Below are 25,182 nucleotides of genomic sequence, written 5' to 3' on the forward strand. Positions count from 1 at the left end.
ATGGCAATTGTCATTTGTCCGGGGTTTCATCCTCCCTCTTTAACGGATTGTTTCCTGGACACGATGGAGCTACCCACTCCCCAGCTCGTCTGCACTGGGTTGCCTCTAGATGGAGGAAGCCATGTTCGGGAGTGGGTCAAAACCTGGGGCAATCCGGAAAAGCAAACCGATAAAATTACGGTCATCAGTTATAGTGCTGGCAGCGTAGGGGCGATCGCCGCTTGTTGGCTGTGGCATCAGTTGGGCGGCCAAATTCAAGCCTTAATTGCTCTAGATGCTTGGGGAGTGGTGCTAATGGGGCCATTTCCCATTTATCGAGTTAGCCATGATTACTTTACCCATTGGAGTTCGAGTGTTTTGGGTTTAGGAGATGGAGGATTTTATGCCGATCCAGGAGTCGATCACCAACAGTTATGGCGATCGCCCCATCAGGCGATCGGTTACCGTCAAATTTACCATCAGACCGGGTGGGAAAAGACAACTGCCCGTGATTTTATTCAATCCTTATGTTAGAGAACCGGGAAAAGCCCACCTAGATCCCTCTTGCCCCGGATCGTCTCTTCCCCTTACCCAGCAAGACGTTCAAGTTCTCCCCATCAGCCGTCAGTCCCTGAAAATTTTCCAAAATCGGAATTTTGTGTAAACGAGCATACCTTTTCTAAAAGGTTCTGGTAATGTGGGACAGTACACTTCACAGGCATGGTAAGGAAAACTATGGCGACAATCGCTTGTGAGTATAAGCCAGGCTTAGAAGGCATTCCCGCAAGTCAATCGAGCATTAGCTATGTTGATGGGGGAAAAGGACTGTTGGAATATCGAGGGATTTCCATCACCGAACTAGCCCATAAAAGCAACTTTATTGAAACGGCCTATCTCCTCATCTGGGGTCAACTCCCCACCAAAGAGGAATTGGCACAGTTTGAAGCCGAAATTCGTCATCATCGACGCATTAAATATCGGATTCGGGATATGATGAAATGCTTTCCTGAATCCGGGCATCCCATGGATGCTCTGCAAGCATCCGCAGCAGCATTAGGGTTATTTTATTCCCGTCGTGCTTTGGATGACCCGCAATATATCCGAGATGCAGTGATTCGCTTAATTGCGAAGTTACCAACCATGGTCGCTGCATTTAAGTTAATGCGTAAGGGAAATGACCCCATTCAACCGCGTGATGATTTGGATTATGCGACCAACTTCTTATATATGTTGACGGAAGAGGTTCCCGATCCAATCGCCGCGAGGGTGTTTGATGCGAGTATGATCCTTCATGCGGAACATACCATGAATGCGTCAACCTTCTCAGCGCGGGTTACGGCTTCTACCCTCACAGACCCCTATGCAGTGGTTGCCTCTGCGGTAGGAACCCTAGCCGGGCCCCTCCATGGTGGAGCCAATGAAGAAGTCCTAGAAATGTTGGAGGCGATCGGTACAGTAGAGAATGTACGCCCTTACATTGAAGACTGTATTGCCAACAAGAAAAAAATCATGGGCTTTGGCCACCGAGTTTACAAAGTCAAAGACCCCAGAGCGAAAATTCTGCAAGAATTAGCCGAGCGGCTGTTTAAGCAGAAAGGACACGATCGCTATTACGATATCGCTGTTGAGGTCGAAAAAGTGGTCGAAGAGAAATTAGGAGCTAAAGGGATTTATCCTAATGTAGACTTCTATTCTGGACTGGTGTATCGCAAAATGGGTATCCCCAGCGATTTATTCACACCCCTGTTTGCCATGTCACGGGTAGCAGGTTGGTTGGCTCACTGGAAAGAACAACTGGGAGAAAACCGGATTTTCCGGCCAACTCAAGTCTATGTGGGTAGCCATGAGTCCAAGTATCTTCCCATAGCTGAACGGTAACCCAGAGAGCGATCGAGTTATTGACTGTTCTCTGTTTACTCGGTATGCACAGAAAAGGGGCCCCCAGCCCCTTTTTTAGGTTGCGGCTGTGGCTGAGTGCAACCCGGTCGGCCACAGCCGAAAAGCATTGGAGATTTCGGAGTAGGAGCGTCTGGCTCCCTAGCTCCTGAATTGGGGTTGTTTTTTCGGATCTGCTATGAACGGAGAGGGGGGGATTCGAACCCCCGAACAGCTATTAACTGTTAACACATTTCGAGTGTGCCGCATTCAACCGCTCTGCCACCTCTCCAGGGGTTAGGTTTTATGGATCTTAACATAAAGTGGCAAGATCGATCCAAAATTCGTACAATCAGTTACTTAAAACCCGGCGATCGCCAATTATAGTCAAGTCTATTGGCTCTCAAAGAGCGATCGTACCCTAAGATTCAGGAGGAAGGTCAATGAATTACACCTTTGACATTTTGGGGGTTTCACCCATCCTACATTTTTTCAATCATCAACAAGAGAAAGCCACAGAAGATCCTCGTCAAGGAGCTGAGTATGTAGCAACCTATGAATGTACCCTAGACGCATTTCTGCAATCTGTTGAACCCGTTCCGCCTTCTAGGGGTTGGGAATTAGATCAAGTCGTCGATACCGTCATCCACTACTGGATGAACAACGCCGAAGGGATTCAACATTGGAAAGAGCGCCTCGATCGGGCGGGAAATGATAACCTACTGGTGGCGAGACTCGCAGATGTCAAAGCCTTAAAAGCCGAATTTAATTCCTTGCTCGGTTAGTCCATTCAATTAAGGTGAATCAATCCAGGTGAGTTTAACCATGTCCCTCAAAAGTCGATATGTATTCAGTAGCATTCTATTGTTGACCCTGATCCTACTCTTATTAAATCGACCCTTCAACGTTGTGGGGATGGCTGGACTCACTACTTTTGGTTTAGCCTATTTCACTAAGGGAATGAGACGCTCCTCTTAGCCGTAGCGACTGACTATGGAAACGTCGATTTATGGGAAACTAACCAGTAAGTATCCATTTCGCCTTTCCCTTTAACGAAAATTTTACCCCGTTTTTCTAAAATATATTGCTCTTTTAAGGCTTCATAAACCGTTTCCGTCACTTGAATTTTACCCGGTTCTCCAGAGGATTCCATACGGGAAGCCACATTCACCGTGTCTCCCCATAAATCATAGATAAATTTCTTTTTCCCAATCACCCCTGCAATCACCGAACCCATATGTATCCCAATCCGGATCTGGAAATTGTCCCCCATGGGGGTTTTGAATTGACCCATATACGCTTGCATGGACAGGGCCATCCGGGCCATAATATCTAGATGATTGGGCATGGGATCGGGCAATCCTCCGGCTACCATATAGGCATCCCCAATGGTTTTAATTTTTTCGAGTCCATAGGTTTCCGTCAGTTGGTCAAAGGTGGAAAAGACTTGGTTGAGCATGTCCACCAGTTGAATGGGTTGAACTTGAGCAGCTAGGGGGGTAAATCCGACAATATCGGCAAATAGAATGGTGACGGATTCAAAATCTTCGGCTAGGGAGCTTTGACTATGTTTGAGCTGATCGGCGATCGCCTCTGGTAAAATATTCAAGAGTAGTTTTTCCGATCGCTCTTTTTCCTGTCTGAGTGCCTCTTCTGCTTGCTTGCGCTCCGTAATATCCCGGAATCCCCACACCCGTCCCATAATTTGATCGCCAACTTTTTGGGGACGACTAAATTGTTCAAAGACTCGGCCATCCTTAAATGGAATAATCCCAACCCCTTCCGCGTCTAGACTGTTCACCATTTCTTGTTGACGTTTCAAAAAAGCGATCGGATCTTCCACTTGCTGGGCCAAAAAATGACGCTGCTGCTCAACATCTTGAGAAGCCAAAATTTCTGGGGGAACTTTCCACATTTTGATAAACTGATTATTGTAGGCAATAATTCGCTCAGACTGATCGACGGCAATAATACCATCAGCAATGGATTCTAATACCGCTTTCTGCAACGCGAGGGCATTTTCTAAGGCAATTCGAGCTTCTTTCTGAGGCGTGATATCTCGGACAACCCAGATCACAGAACGATCGGAAATCGGAGAAACATTCGCTGCAAACCAGTGTTTTTTGCCTTGAATATCCATCTGATATTCGACCCTCTCGGTCTGACCCACTTCCAGAACATAGGCAATGGTCTCTAAATGCCAATCTGCTAATTCTGGTTCCATAAATTCCCGGATGTTATGGTTGAGCAAATTCTCCTTATTATGAACTAAAAGCTCTTCACTGCCGGAAATGATTTTTTCATACTCTCCCTGGCGATTAAAGACTAAAATCAGTTCAGTCATGGCTTCAAATAAGCCTCGCAATTCAGCTTCCGCCGCCGCTAGGGAGGCAGTTCTTTCGGCTACACGCTGCTCTAAATCTTTATTGCTTTGATCGAGAATCGAAAAAGTTTTAATAAGCTGCTCTGCCATACTATGAAAAGAGACAGCAAGTTGTCCTAATTCATCAGAGCGATCGGGTAATTCGGGAGAGTTCCAACTGCCAGCAGCTAGGTCTTGAGCGGAGCGATTTAAGGTTAAGATAGGATAGGTCACCCAGCGAGCGGTCAAAATCCCAATAATGACAGCAACAATTAAAGCGATCGCACATAAAATAATCGTATTCTTGGTGTTGGCATGAATGCGATCCATAAAATCAGATTCTGGCACAACAATCACAATTAACCAATCTAAACCATGGTCGTCTTGCAAGGAAAAGACTTGCAGGAAATTCGTCTCTCCTTGTAAATCAAATTCTATTTTGTCAGTATTCTTGATATCTTCAAAGTTTCCAAATTTATTTTTGAGAAATACGGCTGTATCTTTAACGATTTGATCTTGACTTTTGTCAACAAAAATTTGTTCTTTAGACTCTTGAATAAAAAGTTGCTGATCCTGATTGGATGAGGCGACTAATGCTCCGTCGCGCTCCATAATAAAAATCTGTCCCGATTGACCAATGTTTAATTGTTGCAGAAATTGACTAATATTAGATAAGGAGACATCAACCCCTAAAACGCCTTGAAAGTCACCTTGTCGATCGTAAATGGGTAGACTGGCGGTTAATCCTAAACTTTGGGTGGAGACAAAGGGATAAATATCACTCCAAACAGCTTTTTGGTTGGCTTTTGCTTTCTGAAACCAACCGCGAGTTCTGGCATCATAGGTGGTGGTCTCTAACAGGTCTTGGCGATCGCCTTCGCTATCGACAGAATATTTATAATAGGGGCCACTGACGAAGTTTTCAGTGACCCGGATAATGGACTGTCCATCATCTCCTTGTCCCGATAGGATAATGCCGCCTTCAGGCGTGCCAAAATAGATAAAGGTGACGGACTGATAAAGTTGACTTTGATACAAAAATTTCTGCTCTAGGCGTGAGTAAAAATCGGGATCTCGAAGGTGGAGGCGAATGTGTTGGGCATTGGTTTGATTAATTTGATGAGGTTCCTTAAGACGATGGCGCAAGTCCCCTTCTACGCGATCGCCAATTTCCGTCATTAATTGATCCGCTAAATCCTGCACAGCCTCCTGTCCAGTGCGGTAGGACAAATAACCGACTAATCCCACCGTGGCGCAGATTTGCAGGACAAAAGGCACGACTAAAACCAGCCGTAAAGGAAGACGTTTCAGGTATTGGGACGTTGCTTGCCAAACCATTCAGGGGATTGGGGAGAAGGGGAGAAAGGGGAAGAAGACCACAAGGTTGACAGATGGAGCAATCTTGTACTCAAAGTTAGCACACTCGATTCCACCCGATCGCCAGAAAGGGCCCTTCAAGGGTAAAATAAGTCGTTGGTACTTCTGCGACACAAGCTGTGATTGAGCGTTATACTCTGCCCGAAATGGGCGAAATTTGGACAGATGACTTTAGGCTAAAGACTTGGTTACAAGTTGAAATTGCGGTCTGCGAAGCCCAAGCGGAATTGGGTTATATTCCGGCTGAGGCTGTAGAGGAGATTAAAGCGAAAGCTAAGTTCGATCTCAAGAGAGTTCTAGAAATTGAAGCCGAAGTTCGTCATGATGTGATTGCCTTTTTGACTAATGTCAATGAGTATGTTGGGGATGTGGGGCGCTATATCCATTTGGGATTAACCAGTTCGGATGTGTTGGATACGGCTTTGGCTCTGCAAATGGTGGCGAGTCTGGATTTAATCCAACATCAGGTGGAGGAGCTGGTGCAAGCGATCCGCTATCAAGCAGCTCAACATCGGGATACGGTGATGGTGGGCAGATCCCATGGAATTCATGCCGAACCCATGACGTTTGGCTTTAAGTTAGCGGGATGGTTAGCGGAAGTGTTGCGTCATCGCGATCGCCTTTGTCGTCTCCAGTCCCAAATTGCGGTTGGTAAAATTTCTGGTGCAGTGGGAACTTATGCCAATATTGACCCCAAGGTAGAAGAGTTAGCCTGTCAAAAGTTGGGTTTACAACCCGATTGTGCCTCAACTCAAGTCATTTCCCGCGATCGCCACGCCGAATATCTGCAAACCTTTGCCCTCCTTGCAGCCTCTATTGAACGGTTTGCGGTGGAAATTCGCAATCTCCAGCGCACGGATGTTCTGGAAGTGGAAGAATATTTTGCTAAGGGGCAAAAAGGTTCTTCTGCTATGCCCCATAAACGTAACCCCATTCGCTCCGAACGACTCACCGGTTTAGCCAGAATTATTCGAGGTCATGCGATCGCCGGTTTAGAAAATGTGGCTCTGTGGCACGAGCGCGATATTTCCCACAGTTCCGTCGAGCGGGTTGTTTTGCCGGATACTTGTATTCTCATGCACTTCATGCTGCGCGAGATCATCAACCTGGTGAAAAATTTGTTGGTCTACCCCGACAACATGAAGCGCAACATGAACGTTTATGGCGGGGTCATTTTCTCCCAACGGGTTCTCCTAGCCCTGGTGGAAAAAGGACTACAGCGCGAAGAAGCCTATAAAATTGTCCAAGAGAGCGCTCACCAAGCTTGGAACAATCCCGATGGGGATTTTCGTGCTTTGATTAGTGAGCATCCCCAGGTGACTCAAGCGTTATCTTCTGAAGAGCTGAACGCCTGCTTCGATCCCCATCAACATCTGAGACACCTGGATCGGGTGTATCAACGGTTGAGTATCTGAGCATATTCCTGAAGGGGAGTTATTTCCACAGACAAGGCATACTGCAACCGAGCATCATGGGAAACGACTTCTATGGTGTAGTCTCCAGAGGCAAGCGGTTCCCCGCTCCATTGCGGGATACCCTCCTCAGAAGTCTCCCAGACTTGGCTCAATAGCTCCCCATCAGAATCAATCACTCTGGGGATCGTCCCTTCTACATTTTTTAGATTTAAAGTTTTTCCGGGTGGGATATGGACGACATAGCGGTGGACTCCCACGCCAACCATTTCTTCTTGAATGCGTACTGAAGATTGCTGCGGGCCTAAATTGAGCCGTTCTACTTTTTCATTGCAACTACTAGCAACATCTGACCGTTGTACCCAGCCTTTGGTGGGGTCAATAATTTCAAACCATTGGTCAGTGGCGTTCATAATGCTAATCCATCTGCCTGTTTCTAATTCTCCGACGATCTCTCCCTCTTTTTGTGGATGCGATCGCACATACAACGGAGACTTGTCCGTAGACAGTTGGGCCATGCTAATTACACAGTATTCTAAGTCTCGAACTTGAGAGGCTTGCGAGGGATTGAGGGCGACTGGAGTCCAGTTTTCGTGCAAATGGGGAGGAAGCAGCGATCCCGTTTGGGGAGTGTTCTTGACTTCCACCAAACTGGCTGTTTCTTCAGGCTCTTCAGGTGCTGCTGTTTGGGTGGAAAGGGTGTGGCTGGAAGCTCGAACTGCCTCTTGACTTCCATCGACGGTTGTCTGCTTTTTCTCCGAGTTAGGCGATCGCCAATATTCTGAAGCTTCTAGGCCGAGGGCGGCAAACAAACCGGCCAAAACTAGACCCATAATTTTGGGGCAATTTAAAGAATTATACATATTAAAATATCCTCTGATTCATGGGGGACTTATTCTATTACCGGTTTCGTCTCACAAGGTTTAGCTAAATTGGCTTCTATTCTTGACACCATAACCGATCCTCTCCAGAACTGCAAACCCTATCCTGGTAATGATCCCCGGTTTTTTTATAATCTTTATCCGTAGACTTTTCTGGATAACAGTTGGCAATCATACTATTTCTTGGGTCATTAAAAAAGGGTTTGATCTCCAAACCCTAGCTTTAGCTTATTTTAAGAATTTTCCTTCTGGGTATAGAAACAACCAGCATCAAGTTAATTTATCAACCCAGTTTTGCCCCTTGCCTCTTGTCTCTTGTCTCCCCCCCTATTGCCTATTGCTCTCTAGAAATTTTGTCATAGAGTCGCTTGAGCATGACTACCATTTCCGCACGAGTCACCAGTTGATTCGGTCGAAAGGTTCCATCTTGGTAGCCACTAATCAGATTTTCTTTGACGGCCCATTCCAGGGCATCATAATACCACCGACTGCGACCATCAGGATATACATCTCTAAACATGCGCTTTTTCTCCGTTGCAAACATATAGCCAGAATAATAAAACACGCCATTTTCTACCAGACGACTAATATCGCCGACTCTGACGCGATAGTTATTAAACCGTTGGACTCCATAATAATTATCGATCATCACCCTGGCATAACTGGGATTTTGCCGGTCTTGGGTCATCCGTACTGCATGGCCATAGGTGCGATCGCCAAATGAGGTTTGATCCAAAAACCCATCGGCATTAAAATCCGCATTATATTGGGCGCTGCCTCGATAACCGGTGACTATGCTATAGCCTTTACCCAGGACTGAGCTGAGTTGGGAACTGATCATATCCACCCGATAGGAGGCGATCGCCTCTCGACGGTTATTCCACCATCGGCGCAACAAGTCCACCGCCTGATTAATATACCAGCCTTGACTATCGGAAAACCCGTAACGCCGGGCCTCTTGAAGCAGTTGCCCAAACTCTGCCAGACTAAATCGATACCCGGTTAAATCGGAAATTGCCCCAGCAGCCGCAAACAGCGTACAGGACATCGGATGCAAATCGAGCTGATTATATTGAATTTGCCGATCCCAAAAAGTCGAAGGAGCAGCAGGAACATCTTCCAGGACATTGCCCAGTCGCCAGTCTGAGGTGCTATAGGCTTCCTTGGCAGCATAATAGCCGTAAGGAACCGTTTGCTGTTCAGTCATAATTTGAATACTGTTGAGCCAAACTTATCAGAGAAATGGGTTGAAAACTCCGTCCTGAAGGACGGCTTTTCTTGCTTTCTAATATACCAGTCTTTCCTGTTTTACATTCATGTCCGCTTTGCGGAAAATCTGTGGTATAATGTAAGAAAATTTAAACTAAGCTTTACTTCATGGAAAAAGCACAGAATTACCGATTTTACCCAACGCCTGAACAAGAGTCGCTATTGTGACGAACTTTAGGATGTGTAAGATTGGTTTACAACAAAGCTCTCCATGAAAGAACTCAAGCTTGGTATGAACGGCAAGAAAAAGTGGGTTACAGTCAAACTTCTTCTATGTTAACTCTCTGGAAGAAGGAATACGACTTAAGCTTTCTTAATGAAGTCAGTAGCGTTCCATTACAGCAAGGGTTAAGGCATTTACAAACTGCTTTTGCCAACTTTTTTGCTAAACGGACGAAATATCCTAACTTTAAGAAAAAACATCAGGGCGGTAGCGCCGAATTCACTAAATCTGCTTTTAAGTTCAAGAGTGGTGAAATCTATTTAGCCAAATGTGAAGAACCTTTACCTATTCGATGGTCTAGGCAAATTCCTGAAGGATGTTTACCCAGTTCTGTGACGGTTAAACTACACCCGTCAGGGCGTTGGCATATTTCCATTAGATTTGATGATCCAACTATCAAACCTTTACCTGCCAATAATAAAGCGGTAGGAATCGATTTGGGTCTGAGTAGTTTGGTAATTACCAGTGATGGGGAAAAATTTCCTAACCCTAAGCACTTAAAAAAACACTACCGTAAACTCAGAAGACTTCAAAAAATTCTATCCCGTAAACAGAAAGGATCTAATAATCGGTATAAAGCCAGGGTCAAATTAGCTAAAGCTCACCTAAAAATTACCGACACACGAAAAGACCATTTACACAAAATAACTACTCAACTAATTCGTGTTCATGTCCGCTTTGCGGAAAAATCAAACGATTGGTGTTGAAGACTTAGCTGTGAAAAATATGGTCAAAAACCGAAAACTGTCTCAAGCAATATCTGATGCAAGTTGGGGAGAGTTGACCCGTCAGTTGGAATATAAGTGCCAATGGTACGGTAGAAACTATATGGAAATTGATCGATGGTTCCCTAGCTCAAAGCGATGCAGTAATTGTGGACATATTGAAGAAAAAATGCCGTTAAATATTCGGAAATGGGATTGTCCTAAGTGCGGAAAACACCACGACCGAGATATTAACGCCAGTAAAAACATTTTGGCGGCAGGGCTTGCCGTTTCAGTCTGCGGAGCGAGTGTAAGACCGGAACAGAGTAAATCTGTGAAGGCAACTGCTAGGAACCAGAAACCTAAATCGTGAGGTTTAGGAATCCCCTCGCCTTTAGGCAGGGGTGGATGTCAACTTAACCTGAGTTTGGCCCAGGGCGATCGAGCTATACACCGCCCCAATCCTCATCAAATCATGAACGATTTAAGTCCCTGTGGGCACAGACCGCAACAACCGCTCGATAATTACCCTCCCTTGTCGTCCTCCGGCGGGAATCATGCGATGGCATAGCACATGGGGCGCTAAAAATTTGACATCATCGGGGGTGACATAATCGCGATTTTCTAGAAAGGCTAGAGCTTGGCTGGCTCGTTGCAGGGCGATCGCCCCCCTGGGACTGACCCCCAAGGTAATCTCTTCATCTTCACGGGTTGCCCGCACCAAATCGACAATATATTGCTGTAGGGGCACTTCTACTTTCACTTGCAAGCATTCTTTTTGCAGGGTCTGCACTTCTGCTAGAGAAATACAGGGTTTTAGGCGATCGGCATTCTTTTCCCCTGCATGTTGTTGCAACATCTTTAACTCTTCTGACTCCGTGGGATAACCCAAGGAAAAGGACAAAGCAAACCGATCCATTTGTGCTTCCGGTAAGGGAAAGGTTCCTTGATATTCCACCGGGTTTTGGGTGGCAATCACAAAAAAGGGAGACTCTAGGGTATGGGAAACCCCATCCACGGTCACCTGCTGTTCTTCCATGACTTCCAGCAGTGCAGACTGGGTGCGAGGAGTGGCGCGGTTAATTTCGTCGGTGAGCAGCACATTGGCAAAAATGGGGCCGGACATAAACTTAAACTCTCCAGTGTTGGGGTTCCAGATATTGGTTCCGGTAATATCGCTAGGGAGTAGATCGGGGGTACATTGAATCCGTTGAAACTTGCCATCAATGGAACGGGCTAAGGATTTAGCCAGCAAGGTTTTCCCCACTCCAGGAACATCTTCTAGAAGGGCATGGCCCCCAGATAAAAGGGCCACAAGCACCAGACGAATTGGATCGGCTTTACCGACGATCGCCTGATTCAGGTTATCGATTAGTTGCTGGATACGCTCTCTCATCCACTCATTACTCCCCAAGTTGATTCTTTTAGAATAGCTCACTCCCTAGATTGAGTCTGTTGTTCGCTATCTCCATCTCTGCTGGTCAATTGTGCTTTGGCAGGAAGGTTTGCCCTTAATACGGCTCGTCGGGATGGGTGTATCCCAAATGAGTCCAAGCGGCAGGTAGGGCAATTCTACCGCGAGAGGTGCGCTGTAAAAAGCCAATTTGCAATAGATAGGGTTCATAGACTTCTTCAATGGTTTGGGAGTCTTCCCCGGTAGCAGCAGCGAGGGTTTCCAACCCGACCGGGCCGCCGCTAAAATTCTCGATCATGGCGCTTAAAATCAGGCGATCTGTCCAATCTAAACCGCAGGGATCGACATTGTAGAGTTCTAAGGCTTCGGCGGCAATTTCTGAAGAGATGGTTCCCAGTTTTTTCACTTGGGCGTAGTCGCGAACTCGGCGCAAAAGGCGGTTGGCAATGCGAGGGGTTCCGCGCGATCGCCGGGCAATTTCGGTGGCTCCTTCGGCTGTGATCTCTGTACTTAAGACTTTTGCGGCTCGTTCGACAATTAAACTTAACTCGTCTAACTCATAAAAGCGTAATCTTTGCAGCAACCCGAAGCGATCGCGCAAAGGAGAGGTTAAGGCCCCGACTCGCGTGGTTGCCCCCACCAGGGTAAAGGGTTTCAGGGGAATGCTGCGGGTTTTGGCCGTCTTCCCTTTACCCACGGTAATATCTAAGCGGAAATCCTCCATGGCTGGATAAAGTAACTCTTCCGCCACCCTAGAAAGGCGGTGAATTTCATCCAAAAATAGGATATCTCCCGGTTGCAAACTGACTAATAAACCGACAATATCGCGGGGACGTTCTAAAGCTGGTGCAGCACTGATTTTGCAGGTCACGCCCATCTCGGAGGCTAAAATTAAAGACATGGTAGTTTTGCCCAAACCCGGCGGCCCGTAGAGCAATAAATGATCCAAGGGTTCCTTTCGAGCTTTTGCCGCTTCAATGGCAATTTCTAGCACACTTTTGAGGTCTTTTTGGCCCACATAATCGGCTAATCGATGGGGGCGTAATTTTTCTTCCTGTTTGTCTGTTTCCTCAAAACTCGCTTCCGCTTGTAAGAGGGAATCTTCCCGATCGGGTTCTCGTTTTTTCTGCGCTTCATAGGTTTTGCGACTGGTACGCATCTGCCGTTTTTTGGGATCGGGAAAGGAGGGGTAGGAAGACTCAATAGCCATAATTTGGGAGCAATTAAAAATTAAAAATTAGATTTCAGATAAGAAACAGCACAGTAGAATGTTGATAGCGATCGCCTCTTGAGCCATGGCGATCGCTGCTATTGATGTTAATTAAGCTTGAGATGATGTCTTATCCCTCCTTAACTGTGCCAGAAAACGTCGGCTTTGAACAGGCGATCGCCCTCACCCAAACCTTTCTTGACCTTCTGGAACAGGGAGAAGTCAGCGAAGCAGTGATTGAAACCACTGTCAGCGCGTTAGTCAAAACCCAAAACGGAGCCAGGGGATTTTTTGTCACGTATTTGACCGATGAACGGGCTTTGAGCGATCGCCCCACTCCAGCAGTTATTCGGGGTTTGCAGTCTTCTCCCGAAATGGTTAGCGAACTTCTTGTCAAAAATGTCGCCATGTCTACCGCCATGGCCATCACCCACACTCGCAATCAAAACCCAGACCTGGCCGCTAGTTCTCAACAAGTCAGAGACCGCAGTTCCCACCTCATGACCCAACTGCAATTACCCGAAGTCAAAGATAAGGCACAACAGCTTTACGAGAGCGCCCAAACGGGAACCGGAGCATACCAAGGTTTCCTAGAGCGCTGGGGGTATGATGCAGAGCAAAAACAAGCCATTCAAGCTGCTCTAGAACAAATTATACCAAATCTAGAAAAGAATGCTAGGTTATAGACCCCCCAAACTCCGTTAATAAGCCTAATGCTGTATTAGGGCAACACTCACTGACCTCCACAATAGTTTTAACATTTCTTCATAATTTAGAACTCAGTCCCATACAGGCTACAACCCTTGATTCCAAAGGAATTGGGGGTTTTATTCATTTCAACGCCCCTTGAGGCAATTATGAAGTTTTATTACAAAATTCCGGATTTTGCATAAAAACACCCCCCCAAAACCTGACTACCTTATAGAAGCCTTCGTTGCTTCTGCTCAATTATCCATTGTGCATATGCCGAGGATTAACTCATGTCTTTAATCAACTGGTTTGACAAACCATCGCCCAAAACCACCAAACCCCAGAACTCTCATTCATGTCGGACGAAGTCCGAAACCTTTATTCTCGAACCCATCCTTACCCCCAGTGGTATCGTGGATGGATTCGATGAAACCCCTGATGCCCTTCCCCTAGAGGATATCGAGGTTCCGGAGGTAGACGCGCCAGAAGTCGCAGATGCACCAGAGACGGAAGACACACAACCAGACATCGCCACTACAGACGAGGTAGAGGCAGTAGAAACACCCGAAGCGGATAACCTGATTCCAGACGCGGACATTGAGGAGATTGAGTTTATTACCGACTCCCCGACAGCAGACGCTGAAGAAGTTAACGGTGTTGAAGCTGTTGAAACAGAATCAGAAATTGACGGTTCCCCAGAGAGTGTTGTCGCGCAAGCCTTAAGCGACGCGCCCAATGCTGACTCAGCCAATGAAGATGTTGTTGAGCCTGAACTCACCGTCGATAACGCCGATCCGGAGATTGAACCCGATGACACTACGGGTGAAGAGGATCTCACCGTTGCAGATCGGGCAGATGAGGCCGTTCCTCCTGAATCTGAAGCTGATGAAGGTGCTGAAGCGGATGAAGACAATGCTGATTTAGGCACTGATGCGGCGATCGCCGACAACCCAGATGAATCAGCCCCCACGGACTCCGAACCTGAAGAGACTACCGACGAGCCAGTTGAAGACTCAGAAGACAATGAAGAGGCGCAACTGACTCCCGTAGAACCCGAAGAACAGTCTCCAGCCCCAACCGGCATCTTCACCGTTGGCGAAACCGGAGAAATCGAAATCGAGTACCTCTTTGACGGCGGCAAATATCAGGGAGAAGTCGCCCTCTTTAGCTTAGACGGCATGGACGACCTAGAACCCGGTTCAGAAGCCTTTATCCAAGAAGCCGCCGCTCGCGCCTTGGGTATCGAACCCCAACCCGATGTAGGGGTGGATTTATCAACCGATTTGTCCGACCCAGATTTAGGTGAACCCGCCCCCACCGACACCGATTTACCCGCCGAAAATGCCCCTAAATTGGGTGAAATCGTCATTTCTGACAAAACAGAAGGCGCGAAATTCGAGGGCATTCTAGGCGAAAAGAACTGGAATAAAGGCGAATTTTCCGGCGTGAAAACCGTGCAGATGCGCCCTGGGGATACCTTCGGCATCATGCTCGTTCCCAACAAAACCGTACAACAAGTCTTTGACAATCCCAGCATCGGCGGTTCCGGTCGTCCCCTATTCTCCCTCTCCACCGCTAATCCCGATGGTGGCTTCCATGTCGGACAAATCGCCGATGTGACCGGAGATGGCAATACCTTCGTCATGGAAGATATCCGCGTCGATGGCAGCAGCGACTATGACTACAATGACATCATCTTCCGCATCAAGGGTGCAACTGGCGATGCCGTCGATCTTGATGATGTCATCGATGCAGACAACGACTGGCGCGAAACCGAACTCGGTCAAGAAATTCTCGACTATGTTTTCGACACTCTAGAACCCGAAGATGTCGCCGCCACCATCACCGATGACCTCGACACCGAGCTTGTTCCCGAACTCGAAGACGTTCTCAGCGAGCTGAAAGAACAGTTAGAGGAAATTACCGAAAATCCGGATATCGTCAATGAAGACCCACCCCCTGACGCACCCACGGAACAAGAGCAAGATGCCCTCATTGCCGAACTCAACGCCGAACTCGAAGCAGCCTTTGCCGAGTTAACCGAAGACGAGTTTGCCGATGTTAACGCTCTCGCCGGTAAATTTGAATTCGACCCAGAAGATCAACCCCTCGTCGGAGTCATCGATACCGGATTTGCCGAAACCAACCCCGACATTGACGACAGTCGGATTACCCTGGGTAAAGATTATATCGATGGCGACGATAATCCCTTATTAGCCGAAGGGGAAGGAGATGACCACGGGACAAAAGTCTTAGAAGTCATTGCGGCCACTCAAAACAACAACGTTGGTATTGACGGCGTTAACGATGATGCTCCCCTGTGGTTGGGACGTGCTGTTGGTTCTGGCAAATGGGCCGATTCTCTCGTAGAATTTGTCGATGCCGCCAAAGAATCCGAGCAACCCAACGCTGTCGTTAACCTCAGCTTTGATTTAACCCAAGAAAACCCCGATGGCTCCATTACCACCCGCACGGAATTTACCGAGCCGGAAATTGCAGCCCTCAAATATGCTCGCGATAACAACGTCTTGATTGTTGCCGCAGCCGGGAACCAAGGGGAAGCGGTGATGTCTGCCTTGGGACAAGCTTCTGAGGATTTCGACAACGTGATTACCGTTGGTGCAGCCGATGAAGCCGCAGAACGGGCGGAGAATTCTAGCTACGGTAACGGTTTAGACCTGCTTGCTTACGGTAGTAGACTTGATGACCCCACCACTCTGGCACAAGATCCTCAAGTGGATGCCTTTGCTGGCTTAAGCGCAGAGGAGATTGAGTTAGTTGAGCTTCTGATGGAGCAGTCAGAAGATTCGGGTACAGAGAACGCTGCTACTAATTCTCCTGGTGGTGTTGCGCCCACTGCACCCATTCCAGACAATAATACTGGGGAAAATGCCAGCACTCCTACTCCAGCCGCTCCTATTCCAGCCAATGAGCCGGGTAGTAGCATCACCAGCACTGAAACGAGTATTCCGCCATTGCTCAACGATAACTTCAATACCGAGAATCTGGGCACAGGAGACATTGCCACCCTTGACCCCATTCTCGATAATGCTGACACTTCAGAAAATCGCCTCTTGTCTTCAGAAGAAGAAGCTAAAGCATTGGCAGCGACTCAAAAAATGCTGGCGAATGTCTTGGCTTCCCTGGAAGATAGCGACGATAGTGAGTGGGGACAACCTGCTCTTACCGGAACGTCCATTGCTGCGGCTAAAGTGACGGGTGCAGCCTCGCAAGTGTGGGCGGCGAATCCGGATTTGAACTTTGCCCAAGTTAAGGCCATTCTCAAGGACACGGCGGTAGATTTGCATACTCCCGGTTGGGATATGGAAACGGGAGCAGGTTTACTGAATTTGGGACTAGCAGTGCAAGCGGCATCGCTTACCCAAGGAGAAGCTTACACCCTGGAGAAAGATCCAGTTTTGTCTGGTTTAGGACTGCTCAATGGTGCGGCAACTCCCGCAGAACGTCCCGCCTTCTTCAAAAAACTTTGGCGCGGCGTGAAGAGGGTCTTTTCCAAAGTTGTCAGGGTTGTTAAAAAGGTCGTCACTGTTGTCAAGAAAGTTGTCAACGTTGTCAAGAAGGTGGTGAGCTTTGTTAAAAAAGCTGTTCCTATTCTGAAATCGATTGGCTCATTTGTTTCTGGACTGGCGAAGAAGTTTGTCTGCTTGCCCATTTTAGGCAAGGTTGGAGTCGTCTTGGGCGGTATTGCTCTGGTTGGGGCGGCCATTGGTGGTGCAGTGTTGTGGTTCAAGAATAAGAAAAAACAGCAACAACAACAGCAGCAACAACAGGTGGTTGTGCAACAAATTCCCCAGCAAATTTTGGATCTGGAGAATGCTTGGAAACTGCTGACTCCTGCCGAACAAAACAATATCGGCCCAGCCCTAAAAAATGGCATCGATCCCAAGTTTCATCCCTTGTTTAACGGCAGCGACCCAGATGGTATCCTTCCTTTACTGCAAACTATTAGTGGTTTGACTCCTACTCAACGAACCGAGCTGGGTGGTCATGTATTGAATGGTGTACCGGCTTCTTGGACAACGTTCTTTAATGGCTCAAACCCAGCTAATCCCAATGTTCCAGCTTCTACTAAAAATGCTTGGAACAGCTTGACTGCTGCTCAGAGGAGTGTCCTGCAACCGTTTATGCTCAATGGGGTGAGCAGTCCCTATGGTCGTCCTCTGTTTGATGGTAGTGCCGAAGGTCAGCAAATCACGAACGTTCTAAATACGTTGGGTAGTCAGAACTTGAACAATAGTCAGCGCAGTTTGATGATTAGTTTCATGCTGAATCCGGGTGGTATTCCTACTGAATACGAGTCTCGGTTCCCGTGACTGACGACGCTGGCCCATCGAATTGCTGCGAAAGAATCGGAAATTCGGCAACTTCAATGGACGATCCAGAGCTTAACAGCACAAACGCATCAGATCAATACGCTGGTTAATCATTATGAAGGCTTGCGACACCAGTACCAGAGTCAAGCCCATTACTGGAATGGCCGCATCCGTACTTGGGGATTAGTGGGCTATCAATGGCAACCCTATTGGTACAAATCTGGGAAACGCTGGCGACAAGGTTGGCGACAAGTCCCGGTTTACGGATGGATTCACGATGTCCAAGCGGAAGCCAATCGTAATGCGATGCAACAAGCGGCGAATACGGCAGCCCAAATGCGGGATGCGGTTCGGCAGCAGGGACAACCTCAAATGGGGAATAACCAAGCGCAAATTGCTCTGTTGCAACAGCGTATTGCGACGGCGGGGCAGGAGTTGCAAGTGTTGAGACAACAGCAAGCGGCTGGCGGTTCTCCGTAGTTGCTATTCAGCCATCACCTGTAGGGGCGAGGGGCCCCTCGCCCCTACAGCAATTCAGTCGAGTATGAACTTTTATTACAAAACAAGGAGTTTGGCATAAAAATGACCTGAAAAAACTGAGAACCCTATAGAGGCTTCTATGGCTTCTACTCAATTCTGTGTTCACTTTTTCATCGTCCACATCTACCCTTGAGAGGAATAACACTCATGTCTATGTTACACAATTGCTTCAAAGCTTTCTCTGTTGTCGGAATCTTCTCCCTCCTCAATATTGCTGCTCCAGTTTGGGCAGCTAATTCCATCAAGTTGAAAGTCAATCTTCCTGGTACTCCAGAACAAGAGGCTGTAGTTCCAATTGCCGAACTTGAACGCTTTGCTCAAACTGGAAAAACTTCTGATTTACCACAAGCACTTTGGCATATTACTGTTAGCGGTATGGTGTCCATCACTACTGAAGACATCTACGAACAGCTCAACCGTCCGATTTCTGTCAATCCTAACGAACCTCTTGATTGGGAGGAACAACATATACTCAGCTTTTTATCACCTCCTATTTCAGAAGAAAAACGCAAAGTTTCTGCCCAGCTAATTGCTGAAAAGGCAAATGGCAAAAAGCTAATTACTTTTCTCAAAACTGCACCTGAAGATACCATCACGGGAGATAATTTTTTGTCTACGCTTCAGGCTTATAAGCCTACCAAGTCTAATCCTCGAAAGCTAAAACCCATTGACTTGACAACTTGGAAACAAGAAGGTTTACCAGGATCTGGCACTTGGGTAGTCTCTGCTGATGGAAGCTCCGTTTTGCAGACGATTAATGGAAACCCAACCTTCTTTGTTAGTCCAGAGGAGTTTATCAATACAACTGTCACGGGTAAATTTAGGGTTGAAGATACCATTGATAACGATTTCATTGGATTCGTTTTTGGTTACCAGTCACCCATTGCCGCGAAGGACGATCCAGTTAATGACTTTAAATTTCTGCTGTTTGATTGGACTAAATTAGGTTCGATTAGAGAGCATGGACATGAAGGTTTTGCTTTGACTGAAGTCAAGGGAACATTCCTCGATTATGCTTCTGGTTTCTGGCATCACCAAGAAAGTGCTGAGTTTGATCTTCTTGCTACTAATTATGGCCTAGGCAAAGGTTGGAAAGCTCGTACTGACTATGATTTTACTTTGCTTTATGAAACTGACCGCATCAAAATCGATATTGATGGAGAAACCATTTTTGACATCAGTGGAGAGTTTGAACCGGGTCGTTTTGGCTTCTACAACTATTCACAGCGTTATGTTCGCTATTCAGGATTTGCTTCTGGGCCTGTGCCTGAACCTGCTGCTGTAGGTGGTTTGGTTGTCCTTGGCCTTGTTGGCTTGGGTAAAATGGCTTCGCGCAAACGGAAAGGCGCTTAGTTGAATTTACAGCACTTCGGTTTCTTTATAAGTAAAGTAGTAAGAAAAAGTACCCCAATTCCTACGAGATCTAAGCCGGGGGTTGGGGGGATCTAAATGTCTGTCGAAAGATCGAAAACTGCTGTATTCATAATTCAAAGTATCATCGCAAGAGTTGCCGAATCATGCTGTTGGCTTGAGACCCATAGCCGCCGCCAAACAGGTTAAAGTGATTGAGAATATGATAGAGATTGTAGAGGGTTTTGCGGATGCTATAGCCGGGATTGGGGGGCAAAATTTGATGGTAGCCTTGATAAAAAGAGGCGGGAAAACCGCCAAATAATTCGGTCATGGCTAAATCGACTTCGCGATCGCCCACATAGGTCGCTGGATCGAAAATTACTGGTTCTCCAGACACCAAGCAGGCAGCATTTCCCGACCATAAATCCCCATGGACTAGGGAGGGTTGGGGGTGATGATCCCGCAAGAGTTCGGGAAGTGCCTCTAACAGTTCCTTCTCCTGCGGGAAATTTCCCCCTCGCCGTTTCGCCAGGCGGAATTGATAGCCTAATCGATGCTCCCGATAAAAGTCTACCCAGTCGGCTGTCCAGGTATTGATTTGGGGGGTGGAGCCAATGGTATTATTGCCATCCCAGCCAAATTCTGGGCGGGGTGGTTTGGCGCTGTGCAGACGCGCCAGTTGTCGCCCCATTTCTGCCCAAGATTGGGATTTTCCGCCCCCAAATTCTAACCATTCCAAGACAATGTAGGCCGAGTTGCCGGCGACTCCCGTACAAATAGGAGCCGGGACGCGGATGGTTTGGGTATCGTACATTTGCTGTAAACCCAAGGCTTCTGCTTCAAACATTTCGATGTCCACAGCGCGATTGAGTTTGACAAAATAGGTGCGGTCACTGAGCGTAGTCGAAGTACGATCGCCACTTCCCTGAACTTGATATCCTTGATTGATACACCCCCCAGCCACGGAGCGATGGGATTGGATTTCAAACGGTTGGTTGGTGACTTCGCTGATGCGATCGGCAATTAAATTCCACATGGCTCGGTTGAATGCTGCACAATTGATTCTCACAGACCCATTATTCGGGTTTTATAGTGACGATACCATAGGCTTCTGGAGAAAGATACGACCGGGCGGCTGCTTGCAGATCTTCCACTTCTAGGGAACGGATGCAGGTGGGATAATTCAGGGCCAGGTTAACATCTTGGAGCATGGCTTGATGATATCCATACAGGTTAGCGCGATCGCTCGGTGTTTCTGTGCTGAAGATAAACCGGTTAGCCACTTGGGTGCGAATGCGTTGCAATTCTGAATCTTGCAGATTATAGCTCAGGGCAGCCACTTGTTCGGCGATCGCCTCTTCCACCTCTTTTAAATGCTCCGTCGGCAACTGAGCCGCCACATAAAACAACCCTTGGCTATGATAGGTTAAATTCGCCGCCACCACACTCGACACTAAATTCTGTTCTTCCCGCAACTGACGCACCAACCGAGAAGTCCGCCCTTGAGACAAGATAGAACTGAGAATATCAAACGCATAGGTTTTTTCCTGAGCCAAAGCACCCGGAACCCGCCACACCATCACCAACCGTGCTTGTTGCAAACTCGGATCGACAAACTCCCGGCGTTCAATCGAGGAAAACGGTGTTTCACTTAAATCATTAAAAGGGGCAGTGTCTGACAACTGCCCTAATGGAGGGATAACCGATTGAGTCTTTTTCAACCGTTCCCCATTGACAGTCAGGGTGCAACTATCAGCCACAATTTGGATCAACTCATCTACCGGAAGATTCCCCACCACCGAAGCCGTCAGATTTTGGGGGTGATAATAATGCTGATGAAACTCCCGCATTTGCTCCGGTTTCAGGGTTTCAATCACCTCTTTGGGGCCCAAAACCGGGCGACGATAGGGCAGGGTTTCAAATGCTAATTCCATCGCCCTTTGATAAACTCGGCGACGGGGATTATCTTGGGAGCGACAAATTTCTTCAAGCACCACCGAGCGTTCCCGCTCAAAGGCTTCATCAGGAATACTGGCATTTAAGACCACCTCAAATTGCAGGGGGGCTAACTCCATAAAGTCTTGAGGCGCTGTGGTGATATAGAATTGGGTGTAATCTTGGCTGGTTAGGGCGTTGGTTACTGCTCCTCGTTCTTCGATCTGGCGCTCAAATTCACCAGCAGGTAGGTTAGGCGTTCCTTTGAAGATCATATGCTCTAGGAAGTGAGCCATGCCATTGATGGGATCGGATTCTACCGCCGAACCGACGGGGAGCCACAGGCTTAAATTGACGGCATCTACGGGCATTTGCTCGGCGACAATGGTTAGCCCATTGTGGAGGTGGCGCACGGTTGGAGCAATAGACCGTTCTGGAGGTGCTGACCTAAGCAAGGTTGAAGTCATTGAAGAAAAGTATCACAAGGTACAAGGTTCTTCTTCTATGGTAAACACTTCTGCCAAAACTTGGGCTGTCTGCGATCAAAAAACGCCTTTGGTATGACTCCAAAGGCGCTGCCGCTTAATTTAATCTTTTCTTCCCAACACAGCAAATTGCTAGGTGAGTATTCCTGAAAACTTACATTGGATGGAATAGTAAGTCAGGATAAAAACGGTTAAACTCGATTAGAATTCCAGCCGTGACTGTTAGTAATAACATAATCAAAACTGGAGCTGTGGACAGATACTTAAGTAAACCTTCCATGTGAAGACTCCAAAACAAAACACAGACTTGAACAGAAAATTAACGGGGTGAAACCGTAATTTCGTCATCCTTCGCGAACATTTCTCCGCTCATCATGTCTTTCGCTGCGACCAGGGGCCAAGCAAAGCCAGAGAGCATCATTTTAATCGCTAGGGGTACATCGATAACCACTTCTTTTTCTTCGGGTTTTTTCTCACCACGAATGGCGATCAGGTAAGCACGACCTACCCAACCAATCCAACCGGTAATATAAAGAAAGAGTAAGCTGGGAATAATGAAGTCTCCAGCATGGCTCAGACGACCATCAACCACCAGGTGGGGGAGGCCATCTTCACCACAGAGGGCTTCAGAATACCGTTCAAATCGTTTGGCCCCAGATTGGGGATCATCGGTGGTGGCGCGAGCTGTTTTAGCCCGTTGCAGAAAAGCGGGAGATTCACTACAGGGAACCAAGTTTGCTAAATCCGCAGAAGCGGGGGGAACAAAGCCCAGCCACAAACAACACATCAAAACCAGAACAAGCAATCGTCGCATGGAAATGTTTCCTTTTGTTACGAAGTGCAAATAGTATGTTACAAAGAAACCAGAGGCTCTATGAAAGCCAATCATACTGGACTAAAGAGACTCCGTAAAGATTAGAGCTACAAAAAAGTCTCTAAAATGGGCTTTTCTGAACTGTCCACATCGGTGTGCCGTTCAGAAAAGGGTTTTCCTTTAGAACAAGGTAGCAGGCAATGGCAACGATTCTAGCAATTGAAACAAGTTGTGACGAAACTTCTGTGGCAATTGTAAAAAATTGTAACGTTCTGAGTAATTTTGTGGCTTCCCAGATGGCGGAGCATGGCCAGTATGGGGGGGTGGTGCCAGAGGTGGCCTCTCGTCGTCATTTAGAAACGGTGAATGGGGCGATCGCCACTGCCCTAGAAGAAGCAAACCTCTCTTGGTCAGAAATTGATGCGATCGCCGCCACCTGTGCCCCCGGTTTGGTGGGAGCCTTATTAGTCGGCATTACGGCGGCTAAAACCTTGGCCCTATTGCACGATAAACCCTTTATTGGCGTTCACCACCTAGAAGGCCATATCTACGCTTCCTATCTCACCAACCCGGACTTAAAACCGCCCTTCTTGTGTCTGCTGGTCTCTGGAGGTCACACCAGCCTGATCCAGGTTCACGAATGCGGCAACTATACGACGTTGGGCAGAACTCGCGATGATGCGGCTGGAGAAGCCTTTGATAAAGTGGCTCGTTTGCTGGGATTAGGTTATCCGGGAGGCCCGATTATCGATCGCTTGGCCCAAACCGGTAATCCTCAAGCCTTTCCCTTACCTGAAGGCAGAATTTCCTTACCCCAAGGGGGATATCATCCCTATGACTGTAGCTTTAGCGGCTTAAAAACGGCGGTGATGCGGCTGGTGAATCAATTGAAGGAGTCTGACCCCAATTTACCCATTGCTGACCTAGCCGCCAGCTTTCAAGCAACGGTGGCTAAAGCCTTAACTAAACGGGCTATCCGAGCCGCTCTTGACCAGAATTTATCAACCATTGCCATTGGTGGCGGAGTGGCGGCGAATCAGGGATTACGCGAACATCTGAAACGGGCTGGAGAGGAGCATGATCTAGAGGTACTGTTTCCACCGATGAAATACTGTACGGATAATGCAGCGATGATTGCCTGTGCAGCAGCCGCTCATTGGGAAAAAGGCGATCGATCTGCCTTAACTCTAGGCGTTCAGTCGCGCATGGATTTATCCAAGCTTCAGACGCTCTATAGCACTACGCACGGTAATTGGTAATCCCCCATTCCCCCATTCCCCCATCTCCCCACCCCTCAACTTGCCAGACGATCGCCCATTTCCTCAGCATGAATCAGGCGATCGATTTCTTGCGCGACTTGATCGGTTGCTTCTAACATCGAAAAATGGCCACAACCGGGAAGTTCCACCACATTGTCGTATCCGGAGCGAAACAACTCATGAAAACTGGCCAAATGTCTCACATAGCGAGGTTCCATCACCTTATCCTCAGCACCGGCAATAAAATAAACCGGCTGCTGTAGATGGGCCACCAATTGGGGCAAGCGGTGAACCTCCTCCTCCGTCGTCGAATCCAATAAAGCTCCTAGGGCCGCCTCATACTCGGCTGTGACAAAATCAATTAACCGTTGTCGTCCCCAAGTTCTTGATAGGGGTTGAGCCACCTGAGAGCGGGTAAAGAGCCAATCGAGCAAAGGCACATCCACCAACCACCGAGGCCGCCGTTTCACCAATTGAGCGCCAGCAGAGCGGAAGCGCTCGAATTCCTCTTTTAAGTAAATGCCGCCCCCAGAATTGAGGCAAAACACCCCGCCAATGCGATCGCCCAATTGAGAAGCCGCCCATAGGGACACACTGCCCCCCAAAGAATGGCCCACCAACCAAGCCTTCTCAATTTGTAATTGATCGAGGAGAACCCCCAAATCCTTAGCATAATCGCTGGGAGTATAGCCCAAAATCGGCTCGCCCCCATGGGTCTGTAAACCTTGTATGGCCTCCGATTCACCAAAGCCACGCAAATCATAGGCTAAACATTGATAGTGCGATCGCAGTTGCTCAACCAAAGGCCGCCAATAGGCCCGGCTCAACAACCAGCCATGAACAAACACCAAGGTTGGATTAGCCGTTTTCGGTTCAGTTAATTCGTAAGTATGGGAAACGCCCAGGATATCGATTTTTGCCATACTCCTATCCTATCCCGAACGGTGTCCTAGGAGGCAATAGGCAATAGGGAATAGGGAATAGGGAATGGGGAATAGGGAATAGGGAATGGGGAATAGGGAATAGGGAATGGGGAATAGGGAATAGGGAATGGGGAATAGGGAAT

At 47.6% G+C, this 25,182-nt stretch carries 19 protein-coding genes, 1 tRNA gene and 1 pseudogene; 10 read left to right on the forward strand and 11 right to left on the reverse strand.

What is annotated here, in order from left to right; genetic code table 11:
* Both PMG25_RS08130 and PMG25_RS08135 read left to right on the forward strand, forming a co-directional pair.
* Positions 1-513 carry a hypothetical protein gene (locus PMG25_RS08130; RefSeq protein ID WP_283766402.1) on the forward strand — a complete coding sequence of 171 codons (513 nt, stop codon included), beginning with the start codon at positions 1-3 and terminating at the stop codon, positions 511-513.
* 201 nt (positions 514-714) lie between these two features.
* On the forward strand, positions 715-1,857 hold the full coding sequence (locus PMG25_RS08135) for a citrate synthase (protein WP_283766403.1): 1,143 nt from the start codon (positions 715-717) through the stop codon (positions 1,855-1,857).
* A gap of 201 nt (positions 1,858-2,058) precedes the next feature.
* On the opposite strand, the gene PMG25_RS08140 is transcribed toward PMG25_RS08135, so the two are convergent.
* A tRNA-Ser gene (locus tag PMG25_RS08140) sits at positions 2,059-2,146 on the reverse strand.
* 151 nt (positions 2,147-2,297) lie between these two features.
* Here PMG25_RS08140 and PMG25_RS08145 point away from each other — a divergent pair.
* Complete coding sequence (locus tag PMG25_RS08145; RefSeq protein WP_283766404.1) at positions 2,298-2,639, forward strand: hypothetical protein; 342 nt, start codon at positions 2,298-2,300, stop codon at positions 2,637-2,639.
* 206 nt (positions 2,640-2,845) lie between these two features.
* Here the strand turns inward: PMG25_RS08145 and PMG25_RS08150 are convergent, their stop codons facing one another.
* Positions 2,846-5,554, reverse strand: coding sequence for an adenylate/guanylate cyclase domain-containing protein (locus PMG25_RS08150; protein WP_283766405.1), 2,709 nt, complete (start codon positions 5,552-5,554; stop codon positions 2,846-2,848).
* Between the two features lie 158 nt (positions 5,555-5,712).
* Between PMG25_RS08150 and purB the strand changes: the two genes are divergently transcribed.
* Positions 5,713-7,008 carry an adenylosuccinate lyase gene (gene purB / locus PMG25_RS08155; protein ID WP_283766406.1) on the forward strand — a complete coding sequence of 432 codons (1,296 nt, stop codon included), beginning with the start codon at positions 5,713-5,715 and terminating at the stop codon, positions 7,006-7,008.
* Here the strand turns inward: purB and PMG25_RS08160 are convergent.
* Both PMG25_RS08160 and PMG25_RS08165 read right to left on the reverse strand, forming a co-directional pair.
* Positions 6,990-7,838, reverse strand: coding sequence for a hypothetical protein (locus PMG25_RS08160; protein WP_283766407.1), 849 nt, complete (start codon positions 7,836-7,838; stop codon positions 6,990-6,992). The genes purB and PMG25_RS08160 overlap by 19 nt on opposite strands.
* A gap of 382 nt (positions 7,839-8,220) precedes the next feature.
* A complete protein-coding gene (locus tag PMG25_RS08165; RefSeq protein WP_283766408.1) occupies positions 8,221-9,093 on the reverse strand; it encodes an S-layer homology domain-containing protein in 873 nt (290 codons plus the stop codon).
* Positions 9,094-9,263: 170 nt separating this feature from the next.
* Here PMG25_RS08165 and PMG25_RS08170 point away from each other — a divergent pair.
* A pseudogene (locus PMG25_RS08170) lies at positions 9,264-10,455 on the forward strand (RNA-guided endonuclease InsQ/TnpB family protein).
* A 111-nt stretch (positions 10,456-10,566) separates the two neighbouring features.
* Here PMG25_RS08170 and PMG25_RS08180 read toward each other — a convergent pair.
* Both PMG25_RS08180 and ruvB read right to left on the reverse strand, forming a co-directional pair.
* The gene (locus PMG25_RS08180; protein WP_283766410.1) at positions 10,567-11,478 is read right to left on the reverse strand and encodes an AAA family ATPase; all 912 of its coding nucleotides are present in this window, start codon (positions 11,476-11,478) and stop codon (positions 10,567-10,569) included.
* 115 nt (positions 11,479-11,593) lie between these two features.
* Positions 11,594-12,706, reverse strand: coding sequence for a Holliday junction branch migration DNA helicase RuvB (gene ruvB / locus PMG25_RS08185; RefSeq protein WP_283766411.1), 1,113 nt, complete (start codon positions 12,704-12,706; stop codon positions 11,594-11,596).
* 125 nt (positions 12,707-12,831) lie between these two features.
* Between ruvB and PMG25_RS08190 the strand changes: the two genes are divergently transcribed.
* From PMG25_RS08190 to PMG25_RS08205, 4 genes are all read left to right on the forward strand, one after another.
* The gene (locus PMG25_RS08190; protein ID WP_283766412.1) at positions 12,832-13,392 is read left to right on the forward strand and encodes a hypothetical protein; all 561 of its coding nucleotides are present in this window, start codon (positions 12,832-12,834) and stop codon (positions 13,390-13,392) included.
* A 294-nt stretch (positions 13,393-13,686) separates the two neighbouring features.
* A complete protein-coding gene (locus tag PMG25_RS08195) occupies positions 13,687-17,730 on the forward strand; it encodes a S8 family serine peptidase (protein ID WP_283766413.1) in 4,044 nt (1,347 codons plus the stop codon).
* 123 nt (positions 17,731-17,853) lie between these two features.
* Complete coding sequence (locus PMG25_RS08200; RefSeq protein WP_283766414.1) at positions 17,854-18,210, forward strand: hypothetical protein; 357 nt, start codon at positions 17,854-17,856, stop codon at positions 18,208-18,210.
* Positions 18,211-18,417: 207 nt separating this feature from the next.
* On the forward strand, positions 18,418-19,623 hold the full coding sequence (locus tag PMG25_RS08205; RefSeq protein ID WP_283766415.1) for a hypothetical protein: 1,206 nt from the start codon (positions 18,418-18,420) through the stop codon (positions 19,621-19,623).
* A gap of 142 nt (positions 19,624-19,765) precedes the next feature.
* Here PMG25_RS08205 and PMG25_RS08210 read toward each other — a convergent pair whose 3' ends face one another.
* The 4 genes from PMG25_RS08210 to PMG25_RS08225 form a co-directional block, all read right to left on the reverse strand.
* Positions 19,766-20,659 (reverse strand): fructosamine kinase family protein, encoded by an 894-nt coding sequence (locus PMG25_RS08210; RefSeq protein WP_347178775.1) that lies wholly within the window; start codon positions 20,657-20,659, stop codon positions 19,766-19,768.
* 40 nt (positions 20,660-20,699) lie between these two features.
* The gene (locus PMG25_RS08215; RefSeq protein WP_283766417.1) at positions 20,700-22,025 is read right to left on the reverse strand and encodes a M16 family metallopeptidase; all 1,326 of its coding nucleotides are present in this window, start codon (positions 22,023-22,025) and stop codon (positions 20,700-20,702) included.
* A gap of 172 nt (positions 22,026-22,197) precedes the next feature.
* Positions 22,198-22,323, reverse strand: a complete 126-nt coding sequence (psaJ, locus tag PMG25_RS08220; RefSeq protein WP_271936499.1) for a photosystem I reaction center subunit IX — start codon at positions 22,321-22,323, stop codon at positions 22,198-22,200.
* A 39-nt stretch (positions 22,324-22,362) separates the two neighbouring features.
* Positions 22,363-22,857, reverse strand: a complete 495-nt coding sequence (locus PMG25_RS08225; protein ID WP_283762718.1) for a Photosystem I reaction center subunit III — start codon at positions 22,855-22,857, stop codon at positions 22,363-22,365.
* 200 nt (positions 22,858-23,057) lie between these two features.
* Between PMG25_RS08225 and tsaD the strand changes: the two genes are divergently transcribed.
* Positions 23,058-24,116 carry a tRNA (adenosine(37)-N6)-threonylcarbamoyltransferase complex transferase subunit TsaD gene (tsaD, locus tag PMG25_RS08230; RefSeq protein ID WP_283766418.1) on the forward strand — a complete coding sequence of 353 codons (1,059 nt, stop codon included), beginning with the start codon at positions 23,058-23,060 and terminating at the stop codon, positions 24,114-24,116.
* A 35-nt stretch (positions 24,117-24,151) separates the two neighbouring features.
* On the opposite strand, the gene PMG25_RS08235 is transcribed toward tsaD, so the two are convergent.
* Positions 24,152-25,039, reverse strand: a complete 888-nt coding sequence (locus PMG25_RS08235) for an alpha/beta fold hydrolase (RefSeq protein WP_283766419.1) — start codon at positions 25,037-25,039, stop codon at positions 24,152-24,154.
* Positions 25,040-25,182: the final 143 nt, after the last annotated feature.

Origin of the sequence: Roseofilum capinflatum BLCC-M114, assembly GCF_030068505.1 — a bacterium.
Classification (GTDB): domain Bacteria; phylum Cyanobacteriota; class Cyanobacteriia; order Cyanobacteriales; family Desertifilaceae; genus Roseofilum; species Roseofilum capinflatum.